We start from the raw sequence: 15919 nt of genomic DNA, 5'->3' as shown, positions 1-15919 counted from the left end.
TCATGCGTTACCTTCCCCTGACATCTGACGACCGCGCTGCGATGCTTGCGACAATCGGGGCGTCATCGATCGACGACCTCTTCGCCGATGTTCCTGTGAATGCGCGGCTCGACGGCCCGATCGCGGGCTTGCCGATTCATGCCAGCGAGCTGGCGGTCGAGCGGCACATGGCGGCGCTGTCGCGCCAGAACCGCGCCGCGGGGGAGGGACCCTTCTTCCTGGGCGCGGGCGCCTACCGCCACCACGTCCCGGCCAGCGTCGATCATTTGATCCAGCGCGGCGAGTTCCTGACCGCTTACACGCCATATCAGCCCGAAATCGCGCAGGGTACGTTGCAGATGCTGTTCGAATTCCAGAGCCAGGTCGCGCGCCTGCTCGGCACTGACGTGGCCAATGCTTCGATGTACGACGGGTCGACCGCCTGCTGGGAAGCGATTGTGATGGCGCGGCGCGTTACCAAGCGCGGCAAGGCGCTGCTGTCCACCGGGCTGCACCCGCATTATCGCAGCGTCGCGCGGACCATGGCGAAATATACCGGCGATGTGTTGGTCGATGGCGACCCGGCGCTTGAAGCCGGGACCGATTGGGCGGCGCTCGCGTCGGCGATCGACAAGGACACGAGCTGTGTCGTCGTCCAATATCCTGACATTCTCGGCCGGATCGATGACATGACCGCGCTCGCCGCGGCGTGTCAGGCTGCAGGAACGTTGCTGATCGCCGTGGTCACCGAACCCGTCGCGCTCGGCCTGATCAAGGCGCCCGGCGAAATGGGCGCGGACATCGTGGTGGGTGAAGGGCAATCGATCGGCGTCGGGTTGCAGTTCGGTGGCCCCTATGTCGGGCTGTTTGCCTGCAAAACCAAATATGTCCGCCAGATGCCGGGGCGCCTGTGCGGCGAGACGGTCGATGCGAATGGCAAACGCGGCTTCGTGCTGACGCTCTCGACCCGCGAACAGCATATCCGCCGCGAAAAGGCGACGAGCAATATCTGTACTAATTCAGGACTTTGTGCACTGGCTTTCAGTATTCATATGACGTTGCTTGGCGAAGCCGGACTGCGCCAGCTCGCGGCGATCAACCATGGCCGCGCCAAGATGGCCGCCGCCGAACTGACCAAAATTCCCGGGGTGTCGGTGCTTAACACAAGCTATTTCAACGAATTCACCCTGGTCTTGCCAACCGAAGCGCGGCCGGTGATCCACGAGCTTGCCGAACGCGATATATTGGGCGGGATTTCGCTTGGCCGACTCTATCCCGGCAATGCGGGCCTCGCGAACGGCCTTGTCGTCGCGGTGACCGAGACCGTGACCGAGGCGGATATATCTGCCTTTGCCGCCGCTCTGAAGGAGGTATTGGCATGACCGCGCTCAACCCCGCCGGCTGGCGTCCCGAAATGAACGTCGCAGGCGGTGCCGACGACAATGTCACGTTCACCGGCAACCGCGCGCTGATGCTCGAGGAGGCATTGATCTTCGAGATCGGTTCGACCGAAACCACCGGGGTCGATTTCGACGAAGCCGCTCCGGCTGACGACCTCGGCGGGCTCGCCCGCTCCGCGCCGATCGGCCTACCGGGTCTGAGCGAAGCCGAAACGGTGCGCCACTACACCCGACTGTCGCGGCAGAATTATGCGATCGACCTCGGCCTGTTTCCGCTCGGCAGTTGCACGATGAAGCACAACCCGCGGCTCAACGAAAAGGTGGCGCGGATGCCGGGCTTTGCCGACGCGCATCCGTTGCAACCGCAGGAAACGGTGCAGGGCGCTTACGCGGTGATCCACGAACTCGCCGAATGGCTGATCACGCTGACCGGCATGCACAGCGTCGCGATGTCGCCCAAGGCGGGCGCCCATGGCGAGCTGTGCGGTATCCTGTGCATCAAGGCGGCACTCGAAGCGCGCGGCGAAGACCGCCGCGTCATTCTGGTTCCCGAAAGCGCGCACGGCACCAACCCCGCGACCGCGGCGTTCGCGGGCTTCACCGTCGAGGATATTCCCGCGACCGAGGCAGGTCGCGTCAACCTCGAAGCGCTGAAGGCGCGGCTTGGCCCCGACGTCGCGGGGGTGATGATCACCAACCCCAACACCTGCGGTCTGTTCGAGCGCGACATGAAAGCGATTTCGGACGCGGTCCACGCCGTGGGCGGTTATGTCTATTGCGACGGCGCCAATTTCAACGCGATCGTCGGCCGGGTGCGCCCCGGCGACCTGGGCGTCGATGCGATGCACATCAACCTGCACAAGACTTTCTCGACCCCGCATGGCGGCGGCGGGCCGGGCTCGGGGCCAGTGGTCCTGTCAGAAGCACTTGCGCCCTTCGCGCCGCTGCCCTTCGTCACCAAGCACGCCGAAGGCTTCCGCCTGATCGAGGAGGAAAGCGCGGGCGAGGATCATCCGCAGACATTCGGGCGGATGACGGCCTTCCACGGCCAGATGGGCATGTTCACGCGCGCGCTGACCTATATCCTCAGCCACGGCGCTGACGGGCTGAAACAGGTCGCCGAGGATGCCGTGCTCAACGCCAATTATGTCCTGCGCAGCTTGGAGGATGTCCTCGACGCGCCGTTCGCGGCATCGGGGCCGTGCATGCACGAAGCGTTGTTCAGCGACAAAGGCCTGGCCGAAGGCTTCTCGACGCTCGACGTTGCGAAGGGACTGATCGACGAGGGCTATCATCCGATGACGGTCTATTTCCCGCTCGTCGTCCACGGCGCGATGCTGGTCGAACCCACCGAGACCGAGAGCAAGGCGGCGCTCGACCAGTTCATCGGCGCCCTGCGCAGCGTCGCTCTGCGAGCCAAAAATGGCGACCCGGCGCTGAAGTCGGCGCCGCATTTCGCCCCGCGCGCGCGGCTTGATGAGACCGCGGCCGCCCGTAAGCCGGTGCTGGCCTGGGAGGGTTAATGGTCGCTCCGTTACCCGATCCCGATCCCGCCGCACCGCTTTCGCGCGGATGGGGCTGTGTCGCGGTCGGGGCGCTGTTTGTGTTTGTGGCGATCATCGGCTGGTTGCTCGCGATCATGCTCTACGGTCTCGTCGTCGAGCAGTGGGCGCTGATCGAAGTTCGGCGTGAGTTCAGTTATGACTGGGTGTTTCTCTATGCGCCGATGTTCGCGATAGGCTGTGCCACTGCCGCCGCTTTCGTCGTCGCGCGGCGGGCGTCCGCCGCGCGTTTGACGTTGCTGATTGTCGTCACCGGGGCGGCAGCGTTGATCGGCGGGTTGGTCTTGTTCGGATTTGGCGTATTTTGACGACGAAGGGGAGGGGACGGCATGAGCTGGGACACCATTTTTCTGTTGGCCAATTACTGGGCCTTTGCCAGCTGGATCGCGCTCGCTTTCCTGCCGCGCGGCCCCAAAATACTGGCGGCGATCCTCTACGCCGGGGTGTTCCTGCTGTGCCTTGCTTATACGGTGATGATTGTCGGTTTCGTCAGCGGCGGCATCGATCCCGGTGGCCCCGGCGGTGGCGATTTTACCACATTGACGGGGGTAATGAAGCTGTTCGATAGCCCCGGCGGCGCGACGTTGGGGTGGACGCATTATCTGGCGTTCGACCTGTTCACCGGCCTGTGGATCGCGCGCGACGCCGATAACAAGGGGTTCAGCCGCATTGCGCAATTTCCTTTCCTGTTCCTGACGCTGATGGTCGGCCCGGTCGGGCTGCTCGCGTGGCTGATCGTCCGCGAACGCCGTGCGCGGGCGCAGGCCAAAGGCTGATGGCATCACCGCCGTGGATGCCAGGTGACGGCGGCGCGGCGGACAAGCGCTACGCCCCCGCGACGCAGCGCAACCGCGATGCGATTGCCGCGGTGCTCGCCGAATGGCTGCCCGGCGCTGGCACGGTGCTGGAGGTCGCGAGCGGGTCAGGCGAGCATGTCGTCCATTTCGCCGCGACCTTTCCGGCGCTTCGCTGGCAACCGAGCGATCCCGACCCGGCGGGCCTGATCTCGATTGCCGCATGGTGCAACGAGGCCGGGCTGCCCAACATCGCGCCGCCGCTGGCGCTTGATACGGTGGCCCCGGATTGGCCGATCGCTCGTGCCGACGCGATTCTGTGCATCAACATGGTGCATATCAGCCCGTGGGCCGCGACGCTGGGACTGTTCGCGGGCGCGGCGCGTTTGCTGCCCGCTGGCGCTCCGCTAATCCTCTACGGTCCGTATATCGAACCTGACGTACCGACGGCGGACAGCAATATCGGGTTCGACGCCAGCCTGCAGATGCGCGATCCGGCTTGGGGTCTGCGCAACACCGATGACGTCAAGGCCGCCGCCGCCAAGGCAGGGCTGGCCTTTACCGCGCGCCGCGCGATGTCGGCGAACAACCTGATGCTGCTCTTCCATCGCACCTGATGCAGGTGACAGGGTGCGTGATCGCCGCTTTACCTGATCGGTGCAGTCGCTAGCCTTTCCCCAATTGCACGCAAAAGATGCGATTCGAGGAGAGAGAGCCAATGCCCCGCGACGTTTCGGAGCTTTTCACATTCGACGAATTTCTGACCCATTGGGCCAGCGAACGGGGCGACAGGGTCGCGCTGCGCGAGGAAGACCGCGTCTATAGCTATGCCCAGCTTGACGAGGTGACGGCAAAAGTCGCGTCGGCGCTGCTCGCCGCGGGGCTGGCGAAGGGCGACCGGATCGCGTGGATCGGCAAGAACAGCGACCTTTATTTCACGCTCTTTTACGGCGCGGCGCGCGCCGGCATCGTGATGGCGCCGATTGGCTGGCGCCTGTCGCCGACCGAATGGGCGTTCATCGTCAACGACACGCAGGCCAAGATGGTGTTTGCGGGGCCGGGTTTCGAAACGCTCGCCGACCAGCTCGCCGGCAAACTCGACCATGCCCCCACCATCATGGGCGCCGCAGAAGCGCGGGCGATGATCGATGGCGCTGCGCCGACGGCGTTCGAACCGTCAGGCACCGACGATGCGGTACTGCAACTGTACACCTCAGGCACGACCGGCAATCCCAAGGGCGCGGTGCTGTCGAACCGCAACCTGTTCGCGCTGCGCAAACATTCGAACGACCTTGCTCTGCCTTACACCAAATGGGATGACGACGAGGCGGTGCTGGTCGCGATGCCGTGCGCGCACATCGGCGGCACGGGCCTCGGCCTCATGGCGCTTGCTGCCGGCTTGCCCGGCATCATCCTGGCCGAGTTCAACCCCGACGGGGTGTTCGACGCGGTCGAGCAGCATGGCGTGACGCGCTTTTTCATGGTCCCCGCGGCGCTGCACTTTTTGCTGATGCACCCGCGCTGCGCCAGCGTCGATTACAGCCGCCTCAAATATATCCTCTATGGCGCCGCGCCGATCCCGCTCGAGTTGCTGCGCCAGTGCATCCAGATGTTCGGGGCGCAATTCATCCAGGCTTATGGGATGACCGAAACCACCGGCACGATTTCGATGCTGCCGCCCGAAGATCATGACCCCGCGGGCAACGCGCGGATGCGGTCGGCGGGCAAGCCGCTCCCGGGGGTCGAGATCAAGATCCTTGGCCCCGATGGCGAGGAATTGCCGCAGGGCGAGGTCGGCGAGGTCGTCACCCGGTCTTCGAACAACATGCTGGGATATTGGAAACTGCCCGATGCCACCGCCAAGACGGTCAGCGCCGACGGCTGGATCCGCACCGGCGATGCGGGGTACATGGACGAGGATGGCTATCTGTTCATCCACGACCGGATGAAGGACATGATCATTTCAGGCGGCGAGAATATCTACCCCGCCGAGGTCGAAAGCGCGATTTTTGGCCACCCCGCGGTGCAGGAGGTCGCGGTGTTCGGCATCCCCGACGACAAATGGGGCGAGAGCGTCAAGGCAGTCTGCGTTCCCAAACTTGGCATGACGGTCGACGAAGCCGACATCATCGCTTGGGCGCGCGACCGCATCGCCCCCTTCAAATGTCCGCGCAGCGTCGATGTGATCGATGCTTTGCCAAGGAATGCATCGGGCAAGATTTTGCGCAAGGATTTACGAGCGCCTTATTGGGCGGGGCGCGAGCGGATGGTGAATTAGACCGGCGGATTTGCGATCCGGTTGTCGCGCATCGCTTCGGGTTGCGTTGTGACCGTCACGTTCAACTCCGCCAGTTCCTCGGGCACGTAATAGTGCAGCTTCGTCCCGCGATACGCTGCCCACACGGTCTCGGCGATCGCATCGGCGGGAATCGGGCGCCACATGCCTGTGACCGGAAGTTTTGCCTTTTGAGCGGGATCGAGCATCCCGGTGTCGATAATCCCCGGCAGTACGTCGGCCGCTCTTACGCCGTCGGGAGCGAATTCAACGGCTAACGCTTCGGTAAGGCCTTTGATCGCATGTTTCGTGGCCGAATAGACCGCCATGTTCGCGACGCCGAAAATGGCCGATCCCGACGCGGTCGAAAAACAGAGCGAGCCTGGCGTGCCTTTCAGCAACGGATAGGCGGCGTGGATCAGGCTGAGGCCGCCAAGCAGATTGACGCTGACGACCTGCTCGATCTGTTCCCAGCCCATGTTGGCAAAGCTTCCCTTGGCGTCGATCCCGGCATTGTTGTGCAGAATGTCGAGTGAGCCTCCCGTGATCTCGCCAACTTGGGCCACCACCGCGAGCACGTCGGCGCGGTTTGAAATATCGACCGTCGCGAACAGCGCGGCGTCGCTGCCGAGTTCATCCGAAAGCGCCGCCAAGGCTGCTGCATTCCAGTCGACACAGGCGACGAACCAACCATTCCGTGCGAAAAGCCGCGCGGTGGCAAGGCCGATGCCGGACGCCGCGCCGGTAATCAGAATGCTCTTTCTGTGCCTCATGCGACTATCTCTCCATCCCGTCCTGGCTACGCCGCGATTTGACGATGCCGCGCCCTTGCGAACCCTTCGCGCGCCACGCATCGCGCCAGCCACGCCTTTGTCGCTTCCCCCAGCATGTCGTCCGCGTCCAGCGTCGTCGCCAGAAAAGCGGCATAGCCCGTCACGATATCGGCAATCGTGAACCGCCCCGCGACCAGCCATTCGCGGCCGTCGCGCAGCACCGATTCGATGCTTTTCGCGCGCCCGCCGAAAAATGCTTTGTAATCGTCGACCGCTTGGGAGAGGCGTCGCTCCTTGGGTTCGACACGCGTATAGCGGATCATGATCGCCAGCGGAAAGGTCAGCGTCGCGTCGCTGCGGTGCAGCCAGTTGCGATAGTCCCAATAATCGGCCTCGTCGCGTCGCACTTCCAGCGGCGTCCCCTCGGCGATGCGTTCGCAGATCGCAGCGGACTCGGTCATCAGCCGCCCATCCTCGACCCAGCCCGGAATCGTCATCAGCGGGTTCACTGCGCGATAATCTGGCTCGAACGCGCGCGGGGGAAATCTCAGCAGACGCAGATCGACGTCGATCCCGGTTTCCTCGACCGCCCATAGGCAGCGCAGCGAGCGGGCGTCGGGACAATGATAGAGAATGGGGCGCATCAGGCGGCAACCTCCTTCGGTCGGTTGATATGGCGGCGATGTTCGCGCCAAGCGATGACCAGGCCGCTCGCGACGATGATCGGCGCGCCGATCCACGTCGTGCCGGCGGGCAGGGTGCCAAAAAACCACCAGCCGCATGCGATCGACCACAGCAGCGCCGAATAGTCCATCGGGATGACGACCCCCACCGGGGCGAGGCGCAGCGCGCCGGTCAGGCTCATTTGCACGACTGCGCCAGAAAAACCGAGTCCGAGGAGGAGCAACCATTCATAGCCGTCGTGCGGGGTGACGACGAAGGGCAGGGCGATCCCCAGCGGCACGATCGAAAGCAGGCTGAACCAAAAGACGATCGTCGTCGCATTCTCGGTCTGACCGAGGTCGCGGACGGCGATCGTGATGAGCGCCGTCATGACGGCACCGGTCAGGGCAACTAAAGTCCCAAAGCCATGGTCGCCGCCAAACCCGCCGGCAAAATTCGTCATCGGATCGAGGACCACAAGTACCCCGACGAAGCCGACGATCACCGCACCCCAGCGCTGCCAACCCGTCGCCTCTCCCAACAGCAGCGCGGCAAAGATGACGGCGAATATCGGCACCGACAGGCTGAACGTCGTTGCCTCGGCCATCGGGAGAAGGATCATTGCGCCGAAATTGCAGAACATTCCGCCAAGGCCCATCATCGCGCGGCGGGCGTGCGCACCGATGCGCTGCGTTTTCAGCGACGCGACGCCGCCGTGCGACAGCGCCCAGGCAAAGACGATCGGGATGACCAGCGCCTGGCGCCAGAACAGGCTTTCGATTACATGGATGCCGGCCTGGTCGATATATTTGACCAGCACGAACATCAGCGACAGGCTGGCCATCGCCAACAGCCGCAGCGCGATCCCGCCCAGATAATTTTGCGGCGCGGCGAAGGATTGGGCGGAGTCCATGCGGAATTGCGCATATCAGGCCGACCCGGCGGCGCAACCCGTGATCCCTCTTGCTCCGCCCTCGCAATCGGGCTAGTGGCCCACTCCGGCCTAGGGGTATAGCTCAGTTGGTAGAGCATCGGTCTCCAAAACCGAGGGTCGTAGGTTCGAGTCCTACTGCCCCTGCCAGGCCGGCCCAGAACGTCCCTTGACGTCCCAAAATATCCTGCCTCCGGCATTGAAAAATTGGCGGAAAAGCAATGGATTAGACGATCAAAATCGTCCCAGTGAGGCTTGCGCGGACCTTTCAGATTGCGCTCAGTTCGAGCATTTGTTGGGACGATTGTCGGCCACCTTTCATATCCGTGGCGCAGCTTCGATTCCTGAACGGCTGTTTCAAGTCCCGGAAGGCAGCTCTGCGACCCATCTCGTTCGTTCGGCTCGCGACGTTTGAACTTCGAGAGCAGTCATTCATGCGCGGTAGTGGATGCAAGCGCGCGTAAGCCGCCGCATGATATCAATGCCGGGATCGAGCTGCGCGCGCGATCTCGCCTCGCCGACCCTCGCACGGCGATCCCGTCCGTTATGATTTCGCGGAAGCCGAGAGCCTGCGGAAGGCCAAGCCGGGGTGCGGTTATCGCCAATGATAATATTCACACACAAGAGAGTGAATGTTGACTCTGGGGAAAGAGCGTCGCATATGAACAGGACGCCGACATTCGAACGGTGGTTCATGGGAGAGGTCATATGAGGGCAAAGCTTTTTGCATCCGCCTGCGCGGGCGCGCTGTTCGCAGTTCCAGCTTCGGTTGCAGCGCAGGACGCCGGTGAGACCGTCGCGCAAGCCGAGGGCGAAGGCGCCGGCAACGATATCATCGTCACCGCGACCCGCCGCGCCGAGCGCATTCAGGACGTTCCGATCAGCATTTCTGCCTTTTCGCAGGAAGAGCTGACCGAAAAGGGCATCGTCGGTTATGAAGGCATCGGGCGCGAGACACCCGGCGTCGTGCTCAACAAGCCCACCGCCAACTTCAACAATTTCACCGCCCGCGGCATCGCGACCAACGGCTATAACGCCAACCTGCAAAGTTCGGTCGCGATCTATATCGACGAACTGCCGGTCTCGACGATCGGCAACACCACCGTCGTCGATCCGAACCTGTTCGACGTCGAGCGCGTCGAATTCCTGCGCGGGCCGCAGGGGACGCTGTTCGGGTCGGGCTCGCTGTCGGGCGCAATGCGCATTCTGCAGAAAAGTCCTGATCTCAATGATTTCGATACGGCTGCGCTGGTCGATCTGGGGTTGACCGGGTCGGACAGCGTCCGCCAGCGCTATAATGCGATGGTCAATGTGCCGCTGATCGATGACAAACTCGCGCTTCGCGTCGTCGGTTTCTATCGCGACGAAGAAGGCTATCTCGACAATGTCGGGACCGGAGTGAAGAATTCGAACACGCTGATCGATTACGGCGGGCGCGCGACCTTGCTGTGGAAACCGACCGACCGGTTGTCGATCAAACTGCTCGGCTCTTACGAATATAGCAATCCCAAGGACAGTTCGCTGACCAGTCCCGGCCTCGGTCGCAACAAGCGGATTTCGGACGAGCCCGACCGTTTTACGGGCAAACAGCTCATCGCCAATGCGACGATCGACTATGAGTTCGACTTCGCCAAGCTGACAAGTTCGTCGACCTATTCGGATTTCGATCAGCGCTTTTATGTCGATTTGGCGGGCACCTTTGCCCCCGGATCATTCCCCGGTGCGCCGATCGCCTTTGGGCTCGACGCCGACGGCCGGGACAAGGTGTTTGTCCAGGAAACGCGGCTCGCCTCGACGCTCGATGGCCCTTTCGAATTCGTGGTCGGCGGTTTCTATCTCGATCGTCGCCGCGACGTCGATTTCCTCTATCGCTCGAACCCCGATTTCCTTGCCCAGCGCGGCCTGACCGGTCTGCCAGACAAATATTTCCAGAAGCTCTATACACACTCGAAGAGCACCGAAATCGCGGGTTTCGGTGAGCTGACTTACCGCTTCTCGGACAAATTTTGGCTGACTGGCGGCATGCGCTATGGCGAAACGGCGGCGCAGAGCTTTACCGAAGCGGGCGGCTATCTCGCGACCGCATTCGGCTTCAGCTACTATGACTATGCGCTGCTCGGTATTCCGGCAAACTTTAACACGTTCACGCCTTACGCCGCAGCCGAGGGCATCAAGGCGAAAGGATCTAAACCGTCTTGGAAGGCGAGCGCGACCTTCAAGCCGAGCGAAACGCTCACCACCTATGCGACCTTCTCGACCGGCTTCCGCGCGCCGATCGTCAACGCCCGCGCGGGTGCTGCCAGCCTTGTCGATCCGAATGACATCATCATCCCGTTCGGCGCGACGTCGGACAGCCTCAAAAGCTATGAAATCGGCGCCAAGGGCCGTTGGCTGGGGGGCCGCGTTTCGATCAACACGGCTTTCTACCTGATCGACTGGAGTAACATCCAGGCACAGGCGAACCGCGTGTCGGATTCGGTGCAGTTCGCCACCAACATCGGTGCGGCGCGCAGCAAGGGGTTCGAGTTCGAGGTCAATGTGGTCCCCGCGACCGGGGTGTCGATCGGCTTTAACGGCGCCTATAATGATGCCAAGATCACCAAGCTGTCGGCGGCGGAAGCGGCGATTTCGGGCGCGGTGCTCGGCCATCGACTGTCGGCGCCGCGGATTCAGGGGTCGGCTTATATGTCGTATAACTTCAAGCTGGCGTCGGACATCGACGCGATGCTCGCGGTCAATGCGCAACATATCGGCGCGTACAACAGCAGCTTTCCGAATACTCCGGGCCGCCCGACCGTGCCGCTCTCGACCTTTGGGAAAACCGATGCGTACAGCAACGTTAATCTCAGTCTGGGGCTGAAGAAGGGCGATCTGTCGGCGCAGCTCTATGTCGAGAATGTTCTCGACGATCACTCGATCACCTACATTCATCCCGAAGCCTTTCTGGTTAGCCGTTTCGGGACGATGCGGCCGCGCACCTTCGGCATCCGCCTCGGCTATAGTCTCTGACCGATGACTACCGCTGATCTCTCACCCTCCGCCGCGCCCGGTGCGCGGCCGAGTGGCAGGCCCGGGTTCGTTTTGGGGATGCTGTGCTTCGTCTATGTGCTGAACTTCCTCGATCGCCAGCTGCTGTCGATCCTGGCGAAGCCGATCCAGGACGCGTTGCAGATCAGCGACGGCCAGCTTGGACTGATCAGCGGCCTCTATTTTGCAATGTTCTATTGCTTCATCGCGATTCCGGTCGGCTGGTTTGCCGACCGGACCAGCCGCGTCGGTGTCCTCTCGGCCGCCTGTGCGATCTGGAGCGGGGCGACGATCGCGTGCGGCATGGCGGCGAATTACACGCAGCTCGCGGCGGCGCGCATGGTCGTCGGCTTTGGCGAGGCGGGCGGCGTCCCGCCGTCCTATGCGATCATCACCGACAGCTATCCGCCCGGCAAGCGCGCTGCGGCGCTGGGCATTTTCAATTTGGGTCCGGCGATTGGGGCTGCGGCGGGCGTCGCATTTGGCGCGGCGATCGCTGAGCGCTTCGGCTGGCGCATTCCCTTTATCGCGGTGGGCGCGATCGGCATCGTCACGGCGCTGGTCGTGTGGCTGACGGTACGCGAACCCGCCCGCGGTGCCACCGATGCGGCGGGCGCTGCCGCGAGCGCGCCCGCCGTTGAAAAGGCGCAATTCTGGCCGACGGTGCGGATGTTCCTGTCGAACCGCGTGCTGATGCTCGCGGCGCTGGGTAGCGGCGCGACGCAGTTCGTCACCTATGGCCTGGGCAATTTTGCGGTGCTGTTCCTGATGCGCGAAAAGGGGATGGTGCTGGGCGAAGTCGCGATCTGGTACGCGCTGGTGCTACTGATCGGCATGGGCGGCGGGATGATCGTGTCGGGCCGGGTGATTGACCGGATGGTGCGCAAATCGCGCGCCGGCTATGCGATCGCCCCGGCGGTCTCGCTGGCGGTGGCCATGCCATTTTATCTGGCGTTCGTCTGGGCGCCCGGCTGGCCGTTGGCGCTGGCGCTGCTCACCGTCGTGATGGTCTTCAATTATTTCTATCTCTCAGCCTCGGTCGCGCTGGTGCAAGAGGAAGTGAAGCCCAACCAGCGCGTCCTCGCCGGCGCGCTGTTGTTGCTGATCATGAACTTCATCGGTTTGGGCCTGGGGCCGACATGGGTGGGCTTTGCCAGCGACTGGTTCAAGGCGCAGGGCGACCTGCACGGGCTGCAAACGGCGCTTTATACGCTGACGCCTTTTTATCTGGTCGCCATCGCGCTGTTCCTCTGGCTCGCGCGGTTGCTGCGCCGTCAGGACGTTTCGCAGGAGGCACGCGCATGAAAAGGGCACACCGCTCGTTACTGGCGGCCGGGTTTTTGATGGCGGCGCCCGCTGTCGCCGCCGCACCGGTGGTCGAAGCTCCGGCCGGTACGCTGGAAGGCAAGGCGGCGGGCAAGATTCGCGTGTTCAAGGGCGTCCCTTTCGCCCAGCCGCCGGTCGGGCCGCTGCGCTGGAAGCCGCCTGTGGCGCTGCCGACGTGGCAGGGCGTCCGCAAGGCGCAGAGCTTTGGGGCGGCCTGCATCCAGCCACGATCGAGCGCCATTGGCATCTACACCAACCCGCCGGCCGAAGTGTCCGAGGATTGTCTTACGCTCAACATCTGGGCGCCCGAAAAGAGCAAGGACGCGCCGGTGATCGTGTGGATTCACGGTGGCGCGCTGACCAACGGGTACAGCCACGAAGGCATGTACGACGGCGCGAAGCTCGCGGCGCGCGGGGCGATCGTGGTGTCGATCAACTATCGGCTCGGCGCGCTCGGCTATCTGGCGCATCCCGAGCTCAGCAAGGAATCGGCCGACGGCGTGTCGGGCAATTATGGACTGCTCGACCAGATTTTGGCGCTGCAGTGGGTGAAGGCGAATATCGGCGCCTTTGGCGGCGACGCGGGCAATGTCACGATCGCGGGCGAGTCTGCGGGCGCGCTCAGTGTGATGTATCTGATGGCCGCTCCGCCGGCGCGCGGGCTGTTCCACAAGGCGATCGCGCAAAGCGCCTATATGATTTCGACCCCGTCGCTGAGGGAGGCTCGCCACGGTGAAATCGTCGGCGAGGACATGGGGACGAAAGTCGCTGCCGCGCTCGGCGCCGCTGACGTCGCGGCCTTGCGCGCGATGGACCCGGTGGCGCTGACCGACGGCGCGGCAAAGGCGGGCTATTTCCCGTGGGGTACCGTCGACGGCAAGATATTGCCGCGCCAGCTCGTCGACAGCTTCGACCGCGGCGAACAGGCACCGGTGCCGATGATCGCGGGCTTCAACATCGGCGAAATCCGCTCGCTGCGCATGCTCGCGCCGCCGCCGCCCGCCAATGCCGCCGCCTATGAAGCGGCGATCCGGGCGCGGTATGGCGATCTTTCCGACGCATGGCTCAAGCTGTATCCGGCGAGGGATCTCGGCGAGGCGATGCTCGCGGCGGCGCGCGACGCGCTCTATGGCTGGACGTCCGAACGGCTGGCGGTCAAGCAGACCGCGCTCGGCCAGCCCGCCTATCTCTACCTGTTCGACCATGGCTATCCGGCGACGAGCGAAGCCGGGGTACATGGTTTTCACGCCGCCGAAATCCCGTTCGTCTTCGGCACCGCGGCCGACACGCCGCCCTATTGGCCGAAAATACCCGACACCGTCGCCGAACGGCGTTTCGCGACCGCGATGGGCGATTATTGGGTGTCGTTTGCCCGGACCGGCAAGCCCGAGGCGGCGGGGCAGGCGGCGTGGCGTCCCTATGGCAAGGACGCGGCGTTTATGGCCTTTGCCGATATTCCGCGTCCCGGCGCGCGGCTGATGCCCGGCATGTACGCGCTGCACGAGGCGGCGATGTGCCGTCGCCGCGCCGCGGGTAACCTGCCGTGGAACTGGAATGCGGGCATTGTCTCGCCGGTCCTCGCGAAGGGCGCCGACTGTCCATGATTCACGGGAGCATGCAGGATTATCCGCTAACGCTGGACAAATTTCTCGACCACGCGGCCCGCTGGCATCCCGATGCCGAAGTTGTCACGGCGCGAGAGGATGGGCGTATCGACCGGGTCGGTTATGCGATGCTACGGACGCGGAGCCTTGCCATCTCGTCGTTGCTGACTGATTTCGGTATCGCGCAGGGCGACCGTGTCGCGACGCTGGCTTGGAACAGCCAAGCGCATGTCGAGGTGTGGTATGCGGTGATGGGCATCGGTGCAGTTTGCCACACGCTCAACCCGCGCCTGACCGGGCCGCAACTTGCGGCGACGGCGGTGCAGTCGGACGCGAAGATTCTGGTCGCGAGTGCCGATCTGCTGCCGCTCGCGCGCCTGATCGCGGATCGCGCGCCGGGGATTGAACGGATATTGGTGATCGATGGCGCGGTCGGCGAAGCTGCCGCCGCGGCGCCGCCCATCGCCGAACTCGAAAGCTTGATCGCAGGGGCCTCCGACGACGCGGTGTGGGGCGACTTTCCCGAAACCGCTCCCTCGGGCCTGTGCTTCACATCGGGAACGACCGGCGCGCCGAAGGGGGTGACCTATACCCACCGCGGCAGCTTCCTGCATACGCTGCGCACGCTGCAGGCCGATGTGATGGCGTTCACCGCGCGCGACGCGGTGCTGGCGGTGGTGCCTATGTTCCATGCCAATGCCTGGGGTCTGCCCTTCGCCTTGCCCGCGGTCGGCGGCAAGCTGGTGCTGCCCGGGCGGCAGTCCGACGGTGCCAGTCTGGCGCGCCTGATTGCGGCCGAGGACGTCACCATCGGGGTTGGCGTACCCACTGTGTGGCTCGGCCTGGTCGAGCATCTTGAGGCGGCGGGAGGCGAACTGCCATCGCTGAAGCGCATCATTGTCGGCGGGGCGCCGATGGCGCCGGCGCTGATGGAGCGGATCGAGCGCCGGTTGGGGGTCACGATCCAGACGAGCTGGGGCATGACCGAATTGTCACCGTCGGGCACCGTCGCACCGCCGAACGATCCGCACCGATCCGCGGCGGTGTCGGGCCGCCCCGCGATCGGCGTCGATCTGCTTCTGACCGACGCCGATGGCGCTGCGCTCGCGCAACAACGCGGCGGCGAGGGGCATCTGCGCGTCCGCGGCGCCGCGGTGGTCGAACGCTATTTCGGCGAAGATCGTCCGGCGACCGATGCCGACGGCTGGTTTCCAACCGGCGATCTGGCGCGTATCGATGCCAAGGGCAATCTGATCATCACCGGCCGCGCCAAGGATCTGATCAAATCGGGCGGCGAGTGGATCAACCCGGCCGAAATCGAAGCCGTCGTCGGGGCGCTGCCCGAAGTATCGCTGGCCGCGGTCATCGGCCGCGAGGATGCGAAATGGGGCGAGCGTCCCGTGCTGCTGGTCGAACTATGCGGTGATCAGTCGATCGACGATGCGGCGCTGCTGGCGCCGCTGGCCGGGCGGGTGGCGCCGTGGTGGATTCCCGATGCGGTGATCCGGCTTTCGGCCATGCCGCTGGCGCCCACCGGAAAAATCGATAAAATTCGCTTGCGGAACGAATATGGAGCGGGTTGAGC

13 protein-coding genes and 1 tRNA gene are annotated in these 15919 nt (G+C 64.0%); 11 read left to right on the top strand and 3 right to left on the bottom strand.

The window, feature by feature from the left end:
* Nucleotides 1–2 precede the first annotated feature (2 nt).
* From gcvPA to ACQY6T_RS02040, 6 genes are all read left to right on the top strand, one after another.
* Entirely contained in the window at nucleotides 3–1361 is a 1359-nt protein-coding gene (gene gcvPA / locus ACQY6T_RS02065; RefSeq protein ID WP_428627843.1) for an aminomethyl-transferring glycine dehydrogenase subunit GcvPA, read from the top strand.
* Between the two features lie 32 nt (nucleotides 1362–1393).
* The gene (gene gcvPB / locus ACQY6T_RS02060) at nucleotides 1394–2902 is read left to right on the top strand and encodes an aminomethyl-transferring glycine dehydrogenase subunit GcvPB (protein WP_428628813.1); all 1509 of its coding nucleotides are present in this window, start codon (nucleotides 1394–1396) and stop codon (nucleotides 2900–2902) included.
* Nucleotides 2902–3249 carry a hypothetical protein gene (locus tag ACQY6T_RS02055; RefSeq protein ID WP_428627840.1) on the top strand — a complete coding sequence of 116 codons (348 nt, stop codon included), beginning with the start codon at nucleotides 2902–2904 and terminating at the stop codon, nucleotides 3247–3249. Before gcvPB ends, ACQY6T_RS02055 begins: the two co-directional genes overlap by 1 nt.
* Nucleotides 3250–3270: 21 nt before the next feature.
* Nucleotides 3271–3717, top strand: coding sequence for an ABA4-like family protein (locus ACQY6T_RS02050; protein ID WP_428627838.1), 447 nt, complete (start codon nucleotides 3271–3273; stop codon nucleotides 3715–3717).
* Nucleotides 3717–4352, top strand: coding sequence for a DUF938 domain-containing protein (locus ACQY6T_RS02045; RefSeq protein WP_428627835.1), 636 nt, complete (start codon nucleotides 3717–3719; stop codon nucleotides 4350–4352). Before ACQY6T_RS02050 ends, ACQY6T_RS02045 begins: the two co-directional genes overlap by 1 nt.
* A gap of 101 nt (nucleotides 4353–4453) precedes the next feature.
* The gene (locus ACQY6T_RS02040) at nucleotides 4454–6013 is read left to right on the top strand and encodes a fatty acid--CoA ligase (RefSeq protein ID WP_428627833.1); all 1560 of its coding nucleotides are present in this window, start codon (nucleotides 4454–4456) and stop codon (nucleotides 6011–6013) included.
* Here ACQY6T_RS02040 and ACQY6T_RS02035 read toward each other — a convergent pair.
* Genes ACQY6T_RS02035 through ACQY6T_RS02025 form a run of 3 tightly spaced genes read right to left on the bottom strand, consistent with a single transcriptional unit; the run spans nucleotide 6010 to nucleotide 8359 of the window.
* Nucleotides 6010–6876 (bottom strand): SDR family oxidoreductase, encoded by an 867-nt coding sequence (locus tag ACQY6T_RS02035; protein WP_428627832.1) that lies wholly within the window; start codon nucleotides 6874–6876, stop codon nucleotides 6010–6012. The two genes, ACQY6T_RS02040 and ACQY6T_RS02035, sit on opposite strands and share 4 nt — an antisense overlap.
* Nucleotides 6810–7427 carry a glutathione S-transferase family protein gene (locus ACQY6T_RS02030; protein WP_428627830.1) on the bottom strand — a complete coding sequence of 206 codons (618 nt, stop codon included), beginning with the start codon at nucleotides 7425–7427 and terminating at the stop codon, nucleotides 6810–6812. The genes ACQY6T_RS02035 and ACQY6T_RS02030 overlap by 67 nt, the downstream gene beginning before the upstream one ends.
* A complete protein-coding gene (locus tag ACQY6T_RS02025; protein WP_428627828.1) occupies nucleotides 7427–8359 on the bottom strand; it encodes a DMT family transporter in 933 nt (310 codons plus the stop codon). Before ACQY6T_RS02025 ends, ACQY6T_RS02030 begins: the two co-directional genes overlap by 1 nt.
* A 92-nt stretch (nucleotides 8360–8451) precedes the next feature.
* Between ACQY6T_RS02025 and ACQY6T_RS02020 the strand changes: the two genes are divergently transcribed.
* From ACQY6T_RS02020 to ACQY6T_RS02000, 5 genes are all read left to right on the top strand, one after another.
* Nucleotides 8452–8527, top strand: a tRNA-Trp gene (locus tag ACQY6T_RS02020).
* A 558-nt stretch (nucleotides 8528–9085) separates the two neighbouring features.
* Nucleotides 9086–11386 carry a TonB-dependent receptor gene (locus tag ACQY6T_RS02015; protein WP_428627825.1) on the top strand — a complete coding sequence of 767 codons (2301 nt, stop codon included), beginning with the start codon at nucleotides 9086–9088 and terminating at the stop codon, nucleotides 11384–11386.
* A gap of 78 nt (nucleotides 11387–11464) precedes the next feature.
* Complete coding sequence (locus ACQY6T_RS02010; RefSeq protein ID WP_428627823.1) at nucleotides 11465–12709, top strand: spinster family MFS transporter; 1245 nt, start codon at nucleotides 11465–11467, stop codon at nucleotides 12707–12709.
* Nucleotides 12706–14334, top strand: coding sequence for a carboxylesterase/lipase family protein (locus ACQY6T_RS02005; RefSeq protein WP_428627821.1), 1629 nt, complete (start codon nucleotides 12706–12708; stop codon nucleotides 14332–14334). The genes ACQY6T_RS02010 and ACQY6T_RS02005 overlap by 4 nt, the downstream gene beginning before the upstream one ends.
* Entirely contained in the window at nucleotides 14331–15917 is a 1587-nt protein-coding gene (locus tag ACQY6T_RS02000) for an AMP-binding protein (RefSeq protein ID WP_428627818.1), read from the top strand. Before ACQY6T_RS02005 ends, ACQY6T_RS02000 begins: the two co-directional genes overlap by 4 nt.
* Nucleotides 15918–15919 lie beyond the last annotated feature (2 nt).

Origin of the sequence: Sphingopyxis sp. (genome assembly GCF_965279725.1) — a bacterium.
In the GTDB taxonomy this organism is placed as follows: Bacteria; Pseudomonadota; Alphaproteobacteria; order Sphingomonadales; family Sphingomonadaceae; genus Sphingopyxis.
This window is presented reverse-complemented; position numbering and strand designations above follow the sequence as displayed.

Bases quoted from the DNA above. Each gene is read 5' to 3' on its own strand.
- gcvPA (WP_428627843.1), top strand. From the start codon at position 3: ATGCGTTACCTTCCCCTGACATCTGACGACCGCGCTGCGATGCTTGCG.
- gcvPB (WP_428628813.1), top strand. From the start codon at position 1,394: ATGAACGTCGCAGGCGGTGCCGACGACAATGTCACGTTCACCGGCAAC.
- ACQY6T_RS02055 (WP_428627840.1), top strand. From the start codon at position 2,902: ATGGTCGCTCCGTTACCCGATCCCGATCCCGCCGCACCGCTTTCGCGC.
- ACQY6T_RS02050 (WP_428627838.1), top strand. From the start codon at position 3,271: ATGAGCTGGGACACCATTTTTCTGTTGGCCAATTACTGGGCCTTTGCC.
- ACQY6T_RS02045 (WP_428627835.1), top strand. From the start codon at position 3,717: ATGGCATCACCGCCGTGGATGCCAGGTGACGGCGGCGCGGCGGACAAG.
- ACQY6T_RS02040 (WP_428627833.1), top strand. From the start codon at position 4,454: ATGCCCCGCGACGTTTCGGAGCTTTTCACATTCGACGAATTTCTGACC.
- ACQY6T_RS02030 (WP_428627830.1), bottom strand. From the start codon at position 7,427: ATGCGCCCCATTCTCTATCATTGTCCCGACGCCCGCTCGCTGCGCTGC.
- ACQY6T_RS02025 (WP_428627828.1), bottom strand. From the start codon at position 8,359: ATGGACTCCGCCCAATCCTTCGCCGCGCCGCAAAATTATCTGGGCGGG.
- ACQY6T_RS02015 (WP_428627825.1), top strand. From the start codon at position 9,086: ATGAGGGCAAAGCTTTTTGCATCCGCCTGCGCGGGCGCGCTGTTCGCA.
- ACQY6T_RS02010 (WP_428627823.1), top strand. From the start codon at position 11,465: ATGCTGTGCTTCGTCTATGTGCTGAACTTCCTCGATCGCCAGCTGCTG.
- ACQY6T_RS02005 (WP_428627821.1), top strand. From the start codon at position 12,706: ATGAAAAGGGCACACCGCTCGTTACTGGCGGCCGGGTTTTTGATGGCG.
- ACQY6T_RS02000 (WP_428627818.1), top strand. From the start codon at position 14,331: ATGATTCACGGGAGCATGCAGGATTATCCGCTAACGCTGGACAAATTT.